The sequence below is a fragment of the Burkholderia sp. SIMBA_051 genome (assembly GCF_046534915.1).
GTDB lineage: Bacteria > Pseudomonadota > Gammaproteobacteria > Burkholderiales > Burkholderiaceae > Burkholderia > Burkholderia ambifaria.
In genome coordinates this window covers 191,428-205,313 of sequence record NZ_JAWRXS010000003.1, presented here as the reverse complement: position 1 = coordinate 205,313, position 13,886 = coordinate 191,428, and the positions used below count along the sequence as shown (strand labels likewise).

Annotated in this window: 12 protein-coding genes, 1 tRNA gene and 1 pseudogene; 5 read left to right on the top strand and 9 right to left on the bottom strand. The window is 66.1% G+C overall.

Annotated elements, in window-relative coordinates; genetic code table 11:
- Nucleotides 1–105: 105 nt before the first annotated feature.
- The 3 genes from SB771_RS08395 to SB771_RS08385 all read right to left on the bottom strand — a co-directional run bounded on the left by SB771_RS08395 (nucleotide 106) and on the right by SB771_RS08385 (nucleotide 3,671).
- Nucleotides 106–1,635 carry a NuoM family protein gene (locus SB771_RS08395; protein WP_175660494.1) on the bottom strand — a complete coding sequence of 510 codons (1,530 nt, stop codon included), beginning with the start codon at nucleotides 1,633–1,635 and terminating at the stop codon, nucleotides 106–108.
- A 578-nt stretch (nucleotides 1,636–2,213) separates the two neighbouring features.
- Nucleotides 2,214–2,307: transfer RNA gene (locus SB771_RS08390), tRNA-Ser, on the bottom strand.
- A 110-nt stretch (nucleotides 2,308–2,417) separates the two neighbouring features.
- Complete coding sequence (locus SB771_RS08385; RefSeq protein ID WP_006753708.1) at nucleotides 2,418–3,671, bottom strand: aspartate kinase; 1,254 nt, start codon at nucleotides 3,669–3,671, stop codon at nucleotides 2,418–2,420.
- Between SB771_RS08385 and SB771_RS08380 the strand changes: the two are divergent.
- A pseudogene (locus tag SB771_RS08380) lies at nucleotides 3,654–3,891 on the top strand (hypothetical protein); the annotation flags it as partial. The gene SB771_RS08385 and the pseudogene SB771_RS08380 overlap by 18 nt on opposite strands.
- A 122-nt stretch (nucleotides 3,892–4,013) precedes the next feature.
- Here SB771_RS08380 and tilS read toward each other — a convergent pair.
- The 4 genes from tilS to cysS all read right to left on the bottom strand — a co-directional run bounded on the left by tilS (nucleotide 4,014) and on the right by cysS (nucleotide 8,854).
- Entirely contained in the window at nucleotides 4,014–5,435 is a 1,422-nt protein-coding gene (tilS, locus tag SB771_RS08375) for a tRNA lysidine(34) synthetase TilS (RefSeq protein WP_175660493.1), read from the bottom strand.
- Between the two features lie 43 nt (nucleotides 5,436–5,478).
- A complete protein-coding gene (locus SB771_RS08370) occupies nucleotides 5,479–6,450 on the bottom strand; it encodes an acetyl-CoA carboxylase carboxyltransferase subunit alpha (protein WP_006478433.1) in 972 nt (323 codons plus the stop codon).
- Between the two features lie 99 nt (nucleotides 6,451–6,549).
- Entirely contained in the window at nucleotides 6,550–7,413 is an 864-nt protein-coding gene (locus tag SB771_RS08365) for a DNA-3-methyladenine glycosylase family protein (protein WP_175660492.1), read from the bottom strand.
- A 43-nt stretch (nucleotides 7,414–7,456) separates the two neighbouring features.
- On the bottom strand, nucleotides 7,457–8,854 hold the full coding sequence (gene cysS / locus SB771_RS08360) for a cysteine--tRNA ligase (protein WP_175660491.1): 1,398 nt from the start codon (nucleotides 8,852–8,854) through the stop codon (nucleotides 7,457–7,459).
- Nucleotides 8,855–9,088: 234 nt separating this feature from the next.
- Here cysS and SB771_RS08355 point away from each other — a divergent pair, with 234 nt between their 5' ends.
- The 4 genes from SB771_RS08355 (at nucleotide 9,089) to SB771_RS08340 (ending at nucleotide 11,832) form a co-directional block, all read left to right on the top strand.
- Nucleotides 9,089–9,811, top strand: coding sequence for a tetratricopeptide repeat protein (locus SB771_RS08355; RefSeq protein ID WP_041491212.1), 723 nt, complete (start codon nucleotides 9,089–9,091; stop codon nucleotides 9,809–9,811).
- 39 nt (nucleotides 9,812–9,850) lie between these two features.
- Nucleotides 9,851–10,426, top strand: coding sequence for a peptidylprolyl isomerase (locus SB771_RS08350; protein WP_165751651.1), 576 nt, complete (start codon nucleotides 9,851–9,853; stop codon nucleotides 10,424–10,426).
- Nucleotides 10,427–10,513: 87 nt separating this feature from the next.
- Nucleotides 10,514–11,005: a peptidylprolyl isomerase gene (locus SB771_RS08345; RefSeq protein ID WP_006478428.1), complete on the top strand. Its 492-nt coding sequence runs from the start codon at nucleotides 10,514–10,516 to the stop codon at nucleotides 11,003–11,005.
- A 26-nt stretch (nucleotides 11,006–11,031) separates the two neighbouring features.
- A complete protein-coding gene (locus tag SB771_RS08340; protein WP_011657341.1) occupies nucleotides 11,032–11,832 on the top strand; it encodes a UDP-2,3-diacylglucosamine diphosphatase in 801 nt (266 codons plus the stop codon).
- A 57-nt stretch (nucleotides 11,833–11,889) separates the two neighbouring features.
- On the opposite strand, the gene cysE is transcribed toward SB771_RS08340, so the two are convergent.
- Nucleotides 11,890–12,663 carry a serine O-acetyltransferase gene (gene cysE / locus SB771_RS08335; RefSeq protein ID WP_006751614.1) on the bottom strand — a complete coding sequence of 258 codons (774 nt, stop codon included), beginning with the start codon at nucleotides 12,661–12,663 and terminating at the stop codon, nucleotides 11,890–11,892.
- Between the two features lie 289 nt (nucleotides 12,664–12,952).
- Complete coding sequence (locus SB771_RS08330) at nucleotides 12,953–13,774, bottom strand: RNA methyltransferase (protein ID WP_012364188.1); 822 nt, start codon at nucleotides 13,772–13,774, stop codon at nucleotides 12,953–12,955.
- Nucleotides 13,775–13,886 lie beyond the last annotated feature (112 nt).

The window sequence follows — 13,886 nt, the reverse complement described above, 5'->3', positions numbered from 1 at the left end:
GAAGACCGGGTGACAACGTTCGCGCGTTCGCGCCCGCACAGATGGATGCGCGCACAACGACCGCATCGTCGTGCGATGCAGCCGTCGTGCGCGATGTCACGCGATTCAGCCGTGCGCCGATGCCATGAACGCCGGCTGCGCCGGTGCAACGCCGTCCCCGGCCGGCAGCTTCGAACGGCTGGCGTCTTCGATCAGCCGTGCGACGGTCGGATCGATCGCGTCGGTGAACGGCTTCGGATCGACGCCGACGATCAGCACGATCAGCGCGAGTGATGCGAACATCACGATCTCGCGGCGGCTCAAGTCGGCGAGCTTCGCGATGCGCGGGCTGGCGATCTTGCCGAATACGACGCGCTTGACCATCCAGAGCGTGTACGACGCGCTGAGAATCAGCGTGAGCGCCGCGATTGCGCCGATCCAGAAGTTGACGCGAATCGCGCCCATGATGACCATGAACTCGCCGACGAAACCCGACGTGCCCGGCAGGCCGACGTTGGCCATCGCGAACAGCAGCGCGAACGTCGCGAAGCGCGGCATCACGCCCGCCACGCCGCCGTATGCGCCGATCTCGCGCTGCTTCGTGCGATCGACCAGCACGCTCACGCAGAGCAGCATCGCGCCCGCGACGAAGCCGTACGACACGAGCTGCACGATCGCGCCTTCGACGCCGATCTGGTTGAACAGGAACAGCCCGAGCGTGACGATCCCCATGTGCGCGACCGTCGAATACGCGAGCAGCTTGCCGAGGTCGGTCTGCGCGAGCGCGATCAGGCTCGCGTAGACGATCGCGAACAGCGACAGCGCGATCACGGCCGGCGCGAAGAAGTGGCTCGCGTCCGGCGTGATCGGCAGCGCGAAGCGCAGGAAGCCGTAACCGCCGAGCTTGAGCATCGCGAGCATCAGCGCGGCTCCCGTCGGGCCGTCCGTATAGACGTCGCGCAGCCACGTATGCACCGGCCACATCGGCACCTTGACTGCGAACGCGGCGAAGAAGCCGAGAAACACCAGCAATTGCGGCGCAAAGCCGAGCTGCAGCGTGCGCCATGCGTTCATGTCGAACGTGTGCGACTTCGCGAACAGGTACAACATCGCCATCAACAGCAGCAGCGAACCCGCGAACGAGATGAAGAAGAATTTCACGGCCGCGTAGACGCGATGCTCCCTGCCCCACGTGCCGATCAGCAGGTACAGCGGAATCAGCGTGGCCTCGAAGAAGATGAAGAACAGCAGCCCGTCCTGCGCGACGAACACGCCGACCATCAGCCCCGACAGGATCAGGAACGACGCGTAGTACTGCGCGACGCGCACCGTGACCGATTCCCACGACGCGATCACGACGACGAGCGTCGTGAAGGCGGTCAGCACGACGAGCCACAGCGACGCGCCGTCGATCCCGACACGCCAGCCGGCGTTGAAGGCCGCGAGCCAGTCGCGGGTTTCGGCGAACTGCATCGCGGCCGAGTGCGAATCGAAACCGGTGACGAGCGGCACGACGGCGGCCAGCCCCGCGAGTGCGCCGACGAGCGCGATCAGTCTCGTGCGATGCGGATGATGGTCGGAGCCGGCACGCAGCAGGCACGCGCCGAACAGGATCGGAACCCAGATCGCCAGGCTCAGAAAGGGGAAATCATGCATGTCAACAGGCCTTGAGAGGGTCGCGCGCTGTAGTGGGAACAGACGTGACGATGGGAACGAAATCAAATCGACAGCTAGATTTCGTGGATCGCCAATGTTGGCAAAATGTAAAGCGGAATCAGGGCAAAGCTTGATGCCGCTCAAACGCTATCGGGTTAACCAGCATAAGGCGGTTGATTATTTTTTGCAGCGCAACAGAGCTTGGTTTCGTGCTTCGCAGATAGGCTACTGATTTTTATGAGTAATTTTTTGTAGTGTGGAGCAGTGTCGACGGCCCGAATAGGTGCGACGCCGCATTTTTTTCGCATACACTGCGCGCCAGGGCGCAAGGACAGAATGCGGGGAGCGATGAAGGGGAGCGACTCGATCCTTACACCGTCACTTTCATTTTTATTTCAGTGAGCACCGGGCGCAGGGTTCGCAACGTCGGAGGTCGCCGCGTACGTCCGCGACCCGGTCGACGGGGGTCGATGCGAAAGGACGGTCAGTACGGAATGCCCGAGCGGCCCGTCCGGAAGGAAGCGGGAAAAGAAAAAGCCCCGCAAGTCCGAGAACTTGCGGGGCTTTGTCACCGCTTTTGGCGGAGACGGAGGGATTCGAACCCTCGATCCAGGTTTTGGCCCAGATGCTCCCTTAGCAGGGGAGTGCCTTCGACCTCTCGGCCACGTCTCCCAAACTTTCGCTCGCACCAGGGAGGCAGTGCGACGAGAACGAAATAATATAGGGTTTCGAACCGCCCGTCAATTTCCGTGATGCATTTTCTTCAATGCATCACAAATAATTCACGCCGCCTGCTCGAGTTCGAATGCCTTGTGCAGCGCGCGGACGGCCAGCTCCATGTACTTCTCGTCGATCAGCACCGAAATCTTGATTTCGGACGTCGAGATCATCTGGATGTTGATGCCCTCTTCCGACAGCGTGCGGAACATCTTGCTCGCGACGCCCACGTGCGAACGCATGCCGACGCCGACGACCGACACCTTCGACACCTTCGGGTCGCCCTGCACACGCTCGGCGCTCACATGGCCCTTCACCTGGTTGGTGAGGATGTCCATCGCCTTCTGGTAGTCGCCGCGACCGACCGTGAACGTGAAGTCGGTCTTGCCTTCGACGCTCTGGTTCTGGATGATCATGTCGACGTCGACGTTCGCATCGGCGACCGGGCCGAGGATCTGATACGCGATGCCCGGCTTGTCGGGCACGCCCATCACAGCAATGCGTGCTTCGTCGCGCTGGAACGCGATGCCGGAAATGACTGCCTTTTCCATGGTCTCGTCTTCTTCAAAAGTAATCAGGGTGCCCGAGCGCATTTCTTCGTCGAGCGCAATCAGCGGATCGGTCAGGCTCGACAGCACACGCGTCTTCACCTGGTATTTGCCGGCGAATTCGACCGAGCGGATCTGCAGGACCTTCGAGCCGAGGCTGGCCATTTCCAGCATTTCCTCGAACGTCACGCGGTCGAGGCGTCGCGCCTCTTCGACCACGCGCGGGTCGGTCGTATAGACGCCGTCGACGTCCGTGTAGATCAGGCACTCTTCGGCATCCAGCGCGGCCGCGACCGCCACCGCCGACGTGTCCGAGCCGCCGCGGCCCAGCGTCGTGATGTGGCCGTCCGGATCGACGCCCTGGAAACCCGTGATGATCACGACCTTGCCGGCGTTCAGATCGGCCTTCACTCGCTCGTCGTCGATCGAGTGGATACGCGCCTTCGTGTACGCGTTGTCCGTCTTGATCGGCACTTGCCAGCCGGCGTAGCTCACGGCTTCGACGCCGATTTCCTGCAGCGCGATCGACAGCAGGCCGACGCTGACCTGCTCGCCGGTCGACGCGATCATGTCGAGCTCACGCGGGCTCGGCTGGCTCGAAATCTCTTTCGCGAGACCGAGCAGACGGTTGGTTTCGCCGGACATCGCGGACGGCACGACCACCATCTGGTGCCCGGCCTGATGCCATTTTGCGACGCGTTTCGCGACGTTCTTGATGCGCTCGACCGAGCCCATCGAAGTGCCGCCGTATTTGTGTACGATGAGTGCCATTGTCGTTCTGAACTGGAGGAGAAGCCGCACGGGCGCGCTGGGCAGGCCGCGTTGCCGTTCGGTCACGCGGCTTGTGGCTGTGGACGGACGACGAGGGGGACGGCTGGGACGCAACACGCAAGCGTGACGGATTTTGCCCGGAAGGCCGATCAGGCCGCGCAAACCGGGTACGTCACGCGGAAAACCTGCACAAAACGCTCAAAAATCGAGCCGAGCAAACGTCCGAGCGTACCCGATAGAGGCCCGCTTGACAAGCCGCTCGCCCGTTTGGCAGGCGTTCCGGCGCTGTTTACCAAATGGTGAAAACCGGCGCGCGATCGCGCAGCCGCAAGCACGCCGCCGCTACGCGATCAGCAAGTCGGGACGCCACTCGATCCGGCGCCACCCGCCGTTGCCGGAGAGCGCTTCGCCGGCCAGCCCGTCGCCATGATTCACGCCGAGCCGCGGCACGTAGACGAGCCGGTCGCCCGCGAACAGCAGCGGCACGTCGCGCTGCCAGGCCGGCACGCCGCGCTCCTGGAACAGGTTCTTCAGCGTGCGTCCCGGGCCGCCGGGCGACGTACGCAGCCGCTCGCCGCCCGCCCGGGCGCGCACGACGAGCGTCGCACCGCGCAGCAGCGCATCCGGCACCGCCCCGTCGCTGCCGGCCTCGGCCGGCGCGAACACGAACGTGCCGCGCCACGCCGGCACGTGCCAGACTTCCTGGCCGTCCCATGCGAGCGAGGATTCGGGACGCGGCATCCCGGTGCCATCGTCGGCCGGGTCGGCACTGTCGCCGGCCTCCCAGTACACGACATCGCGATAGAGCCGCAGGCACTGCCCCGCGTGATCGACCCGCAGCGCATGCGCGTCGTGCGCATCGCGCAGTTGCCGCATCATGTTCGCGAGCCGGCCTGCCGACGCACCGGGCAAGCCGAGCCGGCGCATCCAGAAACGCAGCAGGTTCGCGCCGCGCGTGTCGTCGAACGCAACCAGCGCATCGCGCGACAGCGCGCGGCCGTCGTCGCGCGCGGCGCCGGCGAAATCCAGTTCGGCCAGGTCGTCGAGCAGCCGCTGCGCGGCGGCCGCATGCTGGGCCGCACGGCCCAGCGCATCGCGAAACCCCGGGAAGTGCATGGCGAGCGCGGGCAGCACGTCGATGCGCAACGCATTGCGCGCGTAGCGCGTGTCGGCATTCGATTCGTCGTCGATCCACGCGAGCTCACGCTGCGCCGCGTAGCGCTCCAGTTGGGCACGCAACAATCGCAGGAACGGCCGCACGCGCTCGACGCTCGCGCCGTCGGGACGATAGCGCGGCGCCATCGCGGCCAGACCCGCGATCCCCGCGCCGCGCAACAGTTGCAGCAGCACGGTCTCGGCCTGGTCGTCCGCGTGCTGCGCGACCCACAGCGCCGCCACGCCGTGACGCTCGCACATCGCATCGAGCGCCGCATAGCGACGCTCGCGCGCGCTCGCCTCGATGCCGAGGCCACTGTCGCGCGGCACGTCGACGCGCTCCGATTCGAACGTGACACCGAGCCGCTCGGCCGTCGCTTGCGCATGCGCAACCCATGCATCGGCGTTTGCGCTCAGGCCGTGATGCACGTGCAGCGCGACGCAGCGCGACGCGCCAGCCACGCGCACGGCCGCATCGAGCAGCACGGTCGAGTCGAGGCCGCCGCTGTACGCGATCGCGATGCGCGCATCGGCCGGCAGATCGGCAAGCGCAACGCCGACCGCATCGAGTACGACGCGGTCGGCGAAGAGTTCGGTCGGGGGGATCACGAGAGGGACGCGCGCCGGACGGCGCGCGATGTGAACACGCCGGTCATGCGCCGGGCGTGGTTTCCTTGAACTTGCCGTAGGCCATCAGGCGTTCGAAGCGGCGCTCGCGCAGCGCATCGATGCTCATGCCCTGGAACTGGCGCAGCGAATCGGCAAGCGCGCGGCGCAGCAGCGCGGCCATGCCCTTCGGATCGCGGTGCGCGCCGCCGAGCGGCTCGTTGATGATCTTGTCGATCAGACCGAGCGCCTTCAGGCGATGGGCGGTCAGGCCCAGTGCTTCCGCGGCCTCGGGCGCCTTCGCGGCACTCTTCCACAGGATCGACGCGCAGCCTTCCGGCGAGATCACCGAGTAGGTCGAGAACTGCAGCATCATCACGGTGTCGGCCACGGCGATCGCGAGCGCGCCGCCCGAACCGCCCTCGCCGATCACGGTCGTGATGATCGGCGTCTTCAGTTCGGCCATCACGTACAGATTGCGGCCGATCGCTTCCGACTGGCCGCGCTCTTCCGCGCCGATGCCCGGATAGGCACCCGGCGTGTCGACGAACGTGAAGATCGGCAGCCCGAACTTCTCGGCGAGACGCATTAGGCGCTCGGCCTTGCGATAGCCTTCCGGACGCGGCATCCCAAAGTTACGCGCCGCGCGCTCCTTCGTGTCGCGGCCCTTCTGATGGCCGATCACCATGCACGGATGGCCGCCGAAGCGCGCGAGACCGCCGACGATCGACAGGTCGTCCGCGAATGCGCGGTCGCCATGCAGCTCGTGAAAATCGGTAAACAGTTCCGCAACGTAATCGAGCGTGTACGGACGCTGCGGATGACGCGCGATCTGCGAGACCTGCCACGGCGACAGGTTCGCGTAGAGATCCTTCGTCAGTTGCTGGCTCTTCTTCGACAGCCGCTCGATTTCTTCCGAAATATCGACAGCCGAGTCGTCCTGCACGAATCGCAACTCCTCGATCTTGGCCTCGAGTTCGGCGATCGGCTGTTCGAAATCCAGAAACGTGGTCTTCATGTGTTCGAATCCTTGGGTCTTGCGGCAGCGCGTATTCTACCCGCGCGGGCGATGTGCAAAACCGGCTCTCAACTATTGATGTTTAAAACCCGATAGCCATCAATCGGCGTCGGGCGCATCGAGGCTGCGCCACATGTACCAGGTCGCGACGGTACGCCACGGCTCCCAGTTGGCGGCCACCTCGCGCGCCTCGCTGCGCGTGACGGGCTCCCCGCTGAAGTAATTGACGCTGATCGCGCGGATTAGGCCCGGATCGTCGAGCGGCAGCACGTCCGGCCGCGACAGGTTGAAGATCAGGAACATCTCGGCCGTCCAGCGACTGATGCCGCGGATCTGCGTGAGTTCCGCGATCACGTCCTCGTCGTCCATCGACGTCCATTTGTCGACGTGCAGCGCGCCGGACACGAAGTGTTGCGCGAGATCGAGAATGTATTCCGTCTTGCGCTTCGACAGCCCGCATGCGATCAGTTTGTCCGCGCCGAGCCGGATGACCGGCTGCGGCGCGAGTTTCGGACACGCATCTTCAATGCGCGCCCACAGCGCCTGCGCGGACGGCACCGAGATCTGCTGGCCGACGACCGAACGCGCGAGCGTGACGAACGGGTCGCCGCGCTTCACGAGATGCGCGGGACCGAACTTCGGGATCAGTTTCTTCAGGATGCGGTCGCGCTTGACGAGATCGGCGCACGCCTTGTCCCAGTAGGCAGGACGCACGACGCCATCGGCGCCGTCGGCTGCCGCCTCGGATGCTCGCACCTTGCGCACCGCGTCGGCGGCCGCCATCGCGGCCTCCGGCTGCGCCGCGTCCGCACTCTTCGCGCGCGCGGGCCTCGCATGACCGTTGAGCGCGCCGTTCGGCACGGCGCGCGTCGCGTCCGTTTTCGCCGCCGGCGCGCGCCTGGCTGCCGGACGCGCGGCGACCGGGGTCGCGCGCCTGACCGGCGCTTTTCTTGCCGTTGCCATCTTGCCTCCTACCTGACGGATCGGTCAGTGGAACGCGCCGCGCTCATACGCGACGCCATTCGGTCGATCCGCCCGGTTTGTCTTCAAGAGCGATGCCGGCGTCGAGCAGTTCCGCCCGAATCCGGTCCGCTTCGGCATAGTCCTTCGCTTGTTTCGCCGCGACACGCGCGGCGATCTTCGCTTCGATCTCGTCGGCTGCGAGCCCGCCGGCCTGCGCGGCACCGGTGGCCTGCTGCAGGAACGCGCGCGGTTCGCGGCCGAGCAGGCCCAGCAGGCCCGCCAGTTGTTTCAGCTGCCGCGCGAGCGATGCATCGCGCGTGCGGTTGACCTCGCCCGCCAGCTCGAACAGCGTCGCCACCGCGACCGGCGTGTTGATGTCGTCGTTCATCGCGGCCGCGAAACGCTGCGCGTGCGGCTCGTTCCAGTCGAGCGCGAGCGCGTCGGGCTCGACATCCTTCAGCGCCGTGTACAGGCGCGTGAGCGACGCGCGCGCATCGTCGAGATGCACGTCGCTGTAATTGAGCGGCGACCGGTAGTGCGTGCGCACGATGAAGAAGCGCATGACCTCGGCGTCGTACCGCTCGAGCACTTCGCGGATCGTGAAGAAGTTGCCGAGCGATTTCGACATCTTCTCGTTGTCGACCTGCACGAAGCCGTTGTGCATCCAGTAATTGACGAACGTCTGGCCGGTCGCGCCTTCGCTCTGCGCGATTTCGTTCTCGTGGTGCGGGAATTGCAGGTCCTGCCCGCCGCCGTGGATGTCGAAATGCTCGCCGAGCAGCGTGCAGCCCATCGCGGAGCACTCGATGTGCCAGCCCGGCCGGCCCATCCCGTACTTCGATGCCCACGTCGCGCCTGGCGGGTCGTCCGCCTTCGCGCGCTTCCACAACACGAAATCGAGCGGATCTTCCTTCGCGTCGTTCGCGGCGACGCGCTCGCCCGCGCGCAGGTCGTCGAGCGACTTGCCCGAGAGCTTCCCGTAGTTCGCGAACTTGCGCACCGAATAATTGACGTCGCCGTCGGCCGCCTGGTACGCGTAGCCGTTCGTCTCGAGCTTCTCGATCATCCCGAGCATCTGCGGAATGAACTGCGTCGCGCGCGGCTCGAGGTCGGGCCGCTGGATGCCGAGCGCGGCTTCATCCTCGTGCATCGCGCCGATGAAACGATCGGTCAGCGACTTGATCGTCTCGCCGTTCTCGACTGCGCGGCGGATGATCTTGTCCTCGATGTCGGTGATGTTGCGCACGTACGTGACCCGATAGCCGATCGCACGCAGCCAGCGCTGGACGAGGTCGAACACGACCAGCATGCGCGCGTGGCCCACGTGACAATAGTCGTAGACGGTGATCCCGCATACGTACATCCGCACTTCGCCGGACTGGCGCGGCACGAAGACTTGCTTGTCACGCGCGAGCGTGTTGTAGATGCGCAGTGATTCCATAGAGATGAACCGTGAGCCGAAGGAAACCGCCCTGGCGAAGCTCGCCCAGCATGCGAAACGGAAGCACCACCTGCTGCGGCACGACGCCGGGTGTCCTCGGTATCACATGGGGCGGTCAGGCTGCAAGCACAGCGGTGACGGCCACGAGAGGCAAAGAAAGACTGTCTACGGCTCGCCGGAACGCGCAGACGTTTTGTTAGAATGGCTCGGAGTATAACATTCCGATTTACGCCTATGAAACCTCATCGCGGCCGCGCGCCGAGCGCTGCGACCCTCGTTGCGACCGCCGTCATGGGCGTCGCACTGACGCTTTTCGCGGCCCCCGCGGCACATGCGCAGAAGGCCCCGGCCACCGCCGACGGCACGCCCGAAATCGACGCGTCGATCACCGGCAAGCAGTGGAAGCAGGCGCTCGCGCAACTCGACGCGCGCATCGCGGCGAATCCGCACGACGTGCAGGCGCAGTTCAAGCGCGGCACCGTGCTCGCCCGCCTGAACCGCGACGACGACGCGATCCAGCAGTTCGTCGCGATCACGCAGGCCTACCCCGAACTGCCCGAGCCGTACAACAACCTCGCGGCGCTCTACGCGAAGCACGGCCGCTATGACGAAGCGCGCAGCGCGCTCGTCACCGCGACGCAATCGAACCCGAGCTACTCGCTTGCATACGAGAATCTCGGCGATCTCTACCTGCGCCTCGCGGCCGAATCGTACAAGCGTGCGCAATCGCTCGGCCGCACGAGCGGCGCGACCGCGCAGCGCCTCGCCGATCTGCAGAAGATCGTGTCTCCGCCGAAAGCCGCGCCGAACGCCCGCGCGGAGAAGCCCGCCACGCGCGAGTACACCGATCGCGCCGCCGCGAACGTGAGCACCACCACGCTGCCGATGTCGCCGACGTTCCAGTTCAGCGGTCCGTCGGGCGCACTGGCGGCGCCGTACGTCGCGCCGTCGAAATAAGCGGCGCGGCCTTCTTTCCCTCCCAACCTGAGGATCGCAATGAAACGTCTGTTGCTGGCGCTTGGCGGCGCCGCCCTTCTCGCGACCGCGCCTGCTTTCGCGCAATCGGCTACCACGCACCCCGTCGTGCAGCTGAAGACCTCGCAGGGCGACATCCGCGTCGAGCTCTACCCGGAGAAGGCGCCGAAGACGGTCGCCAACTTCCTCGATTACGTGAAGGCCGGCCAGTACAACGGCACGATCTTCCATCGCGTGATCAAGGGCTTCATGATCCAGGGCGGCGGCTACAAGACCAACTTCGAGGAGAAGCCGACCCGCGCGCCGATCCCGCTGGAAAGCCGCAATGGTCTGAAGAACCTGACGGGCACGATCGCGATGGCGCGTACCAGCGATCCGAACTCGGCCACCGCGCAGTTCTTCATCAACACGGTCGACAACAGCGGCCTCGACTACCCGAACCCGGACGGCAACGGCTATGCGGTGTTCGGCAAGGTCGTGTCCGGCCTCGACGTCGTGAAGAAGATCGAAGGCGTGGCGACGACCTCGCGCGGCCCGATGCAGGACGTGCCGGCCCAGCCGGTCTTGATCGAATCGGCCAGCATCGTCTCGAAATAAGCACGTGCCGGCACGTCCGGCGCCACACGCGGCCGCGTCGCACGACCGGCCGCGTGCCATTTAAACCGCCTTACCAAGGAATTCATCATGGTTGAACTGCACACGAACCACGGCGTGATCAAGCTCGAGCTGGACGCCGCGAAGGCACCGAAGACGGTCGAGAACTTCCTCAACTACGTGAAGAAGGGCCACTATGACGGTACGGTGTTCCACCGCGTGATCAACGGCTTCATGATTCAAGGCGGCGGCTTCGAGCCGGGCCTGAAGCAGAAGCCGACCGACGCGCCGATCGACAACGAAGCGAACAACGGCCTGAAGAACGACAACTACACGGTCGCGATGGCGCGCACGAACGATCCGCACTCGGCGACCGCACAATTCTTCATCAACGTGAACGACAACGACTTCCTGAACCACTCGTCGCCGACGCCGCAGGGCTGGGGCTACGCGGTGTTCGGCAAGGTCGTCGAAGGCCAGGACGTGGTCGACAAGATCAAGGGCGTCAAGACGGGCAACGCGGGCTTCCACCAGGACGTGCCGACCGACGACGTCGTGATCGAAAAGGCCGTGGTGGTCTGACGCACGGTTGTTACGGAGGCACTTCGATGTTGCAGGAGAGTCCGCCGCGAAGCGTCTCCGCGGGCGTGCCGGGCGAGCGCGAATACGCGCAAGCCGCACGCCCGTTCCTGTTTCTGTCCGATCTGCACCTGAGCGAGGCGATTCCGAAGACGGTCGCCGCGTTCGAGCATTTCGTGAAATACACGGCCGACAGCGCCGACTCGGTGTTCATCCTCGGCGACCTGTTCGAATACTGGATCGGCGACGACGTGCTCGACGACGATCCGTTCGCGGCACGCATGGCCGCGCTGATGCATACGTTCTCGGAGCGCGGCATCGCGCTCTACGTAATGCACGGCAATCGCGATTTCCTGCTCGGCCGACGCTTCATGAAGGCAGCCGGCGCGATGCTGCTGCCCGACCCGGCGCTGATCATGGCGTTTGGCCAGCGCATCGTGCTTGCGCACGGCGACGCGCAATGCACCGCCGATCGCGGCTATCAGGTGTTCCGGCGGTTCGCGCGCAATCGCGTCGCGCAGGCGCTGTTTCTCGTATGGCCGTTCCGGTGGCGCCGCGCGCTCGCCCAGCGGATGCGCTCGAACAGCGAAGCGGGCCGGATGCGCCCCGTTTCGGCGATCTACGATGTCACGCGTGAAGGCGTGGCCGCGCTGTTCAAGAAGAGCCGCGCGAGCGTGATCATTCACGGCCACACGCATCGCCCCGCGCGCCACCTCGAACCGGGCGGGATTCGCTGGGTACTGCCCGACTGGGATCTCGACCACGGCCCGCGGCGCGGCGGTTATCTGCGCGTCGATGCCGAGGGCATCCACGCGATGCCGCTCGACTGACGCGATTGGTACGATCGGCGCGACCGACGCTGCCGGCAGCCGCCGGCACGCGCCGCGTTACGACTGGCGCTCGACCGCCTTGCCTTCCAGCACCGCCGACAGCCTGCGCAAATCGAGACGCGCCGCGTCCGCGCCCTGCAGCGTTTCCAGATGCGTGCCGAGTTGCTCGAGCGCCGCGACGATCTCGTCGACGCGCCGGCTTTCCTTCGCCGCGTGATCGATCAGCCCGTGAATCGCGAGCGACATCGGGTCGTCCGCGTTCGGCGTGATCCCGTATGCGCAGAACGCGGCGCGCTCGGGCTGCGGCTTCGGTTGCGCCGGCATCACGATGCGCGCCGGATTGCCGACCGCAGTGCCGCCTGCCGGCACCGGCTTCACGACGACCGCGTTCGAACCGATCTTCGCACCCGCGCCGACCGTGAAACCGCCGAGCACCTTCGCGCCCGCGCCGACGATCACGCCGGCCTCAAGCGTCGGATGGCGCTTTGCGCCGCGCGTGAGCGACGTGCCGCCGAGCGTCACGCCCTGATAGATCGTGCAGTCGTCGCCGATGATCGCGGTTTCGCCGATCACCACACCCATCCCGTGATCGATGAACACGCGCCGGCCGATCGTCGCGCCCGGGTGAATCTCGATCCCCGTCAGGAAGCGCCCGGCCTGCGACGCGAAGCGTGCGAGCCAGTAGCGTTTCGCGCGCCAGCACGCATGGGCGAAACGATGGAGCACGAGCGCGTGCAGCCCCGGATAACAGGTCAGTACTTCCCAGGCACTGCGAGCGGCGGGATCCCGCTCGCGAATCGTCGCAACGTCTTCGCGCAGTCTAGTGAACATGATCTGGTCTGGGCTGGGGAAAAGGCCGGGCGTTATCGCGCCGGGTCATTTACTTATGATGTCCGGCGATTGTAGGGCCAGTCGGGTGAGGCCGCACAACGTCGCGCGTTCACCCCGCCGCCGGCGCGGGTATTTACGCGGGGCGCCTGTTGTCGCCGAGCGACACGACCCGCCGGTGGATTCGCGCGGGCCGGGACGCAGTAATCGGGCGGCCAACGCAGCGCGGCCTTTTTCAGACGCAACGCAGCCACCGAACGCCTGAGCGACCGGCCGCCGGCGTACCGGCCGCTTACGCGTCGCCGGCAGGCGTACCGGACTTCAGCAGGATGTGCTTCGCGATGCCGCGCAGGATGTTGACTTCCTCGCGCTCGAGGCCCGTGCGCGCGAACAGGCGCCGCAGCCGCGGCATCAACTTCTTCGGATTGCGCGGATCGAGGAAATCCAGTGCGACCAGCGCGTTCTCGAGGTGCGCGTACATCCGCTCGATCTCGTCGCTCTGCGCGAGCGTACCGACCTCGGCCTGCGCGTGGTGCAGCCCGCTCCCCTGCTCCAGGAACGCGACCCGCAGTTCGTACGCGAGCACCTGGATGGCCTGCGCGAGGTTCAGCGAGCTGTAGGCCGGGTTCGCCGGGATGTGCGCGAGCGCGCTGCATTGCTCGACGTGCTCGTTCGCGAGGCCCGTGCGCTCGTTGCCGAACACGAGCGCGATATCGCCGGCGCCGACCTGCATGCACGCCTGCTCGGCGGCCGCGCGCGGCGCCAGCCGCGGCGGCCCGTATTCGCGCGTGCGGGCGGTCAGCGCGATCGACCAGTGGACGCCGGACAGCGCGTCGCCGAGCGTGGGCACGACATGCGCGGACGCCAGGACGTCGTCGGCGCCGCTCGCCATCGCGATCGCCTCGGGGTCGTCCTGCACGTGCGGCACGCGCGGCGCGACCAGCACGAGCCTGGAGAAACCCATCGTCTTCAACGCGCGGGCGGCCGCCCCGACATTGCCGGGATGGCTCGGCTCGACGAGCACGAAACGGGTGGACGTGAAGCCGCCGGACGGCGGCGGGGACGAGGCCGCGCCGGATTCGGACGGCGCGGCAGGGTTCAGCGGAGTTTCCACTACATGTGACTCGGTTCATCGGAATGGCCGTATGGTAGCGCCATCGCCCCGGCAAACCCACCCGTCCGGACGGCCAGTGGGGTTTCCCCGCATCCCGGTCACCTGAAACGCT

Coding starts and splice junctions, on each gene's coding strand:
- SB771_RS08395 (WP_175660494.1), bottom strand. CDS start 1,635: ATGCATGATTTCCCCTTTCTGAGCCTGGCGATCTGGGTTCCGATCCTG.
- SB771_RS08385 (WP_006753708.1), bottom strand. CDS start 3,671: ATGGCACTCATCGTACACAAATACGGCGGCACTTCGATGGGCTCGGTC.
- SB771_RS08370 (WP_006478433.1), bottom strand. CDS start 6,450: ATGAAGACCACGTTTCTGGATTTCGAACAGCCGATCGCCGAACTCGAG.
- SB771_RS08365 (WP_175660492.1), bottom strand. CDS start 7,413: ATGGCAACGGCAAGAAAAGCGCCGGTCAGGCGCGCGACCCCGGTCGCC.
- cysS (WP_175660491.1), bottom strand. CDS start 8,854: ATGGAATCACTGCGCATCTACAACACGCTCGCGCGTGACAAGCAAGTC.
- SB771_RS08355 (WP_041491212.1), top strand. CDS start 9,089: ATGAAACCTCATCGCGGCCGCGCGCCGAGCGCTGCGACCCTCGTTGCG.
- SB771_RS08350 (WP_165751651.1), top strand. CDS start 9,851: ATGAAACGTCTGTTGCTGGCGCTTGGCGGCGCCGCCCTTCTCGCGACC.
- SB771_RS08345 (WP_006478428.1), top strand. CDS start 10,514: ATGGTTGAACTGCACACGAACCACGGCGTGATCAAGCTCGAGCTGGAC.
- SB771_RS08340 (WP_011657341.1), top strand. CDS start 11,032: ATGTTGCAGGAGAGTCCGCCGCGAAGCGTCTCCGCGGGCGTGCCGGGC.
- cysE (WP_006751614.1), bottom strand. CDS start 12,663: ATGTTCACTAGACTGCGCGAAGACGTTGCGACGATTCGCGAGCGGGAT.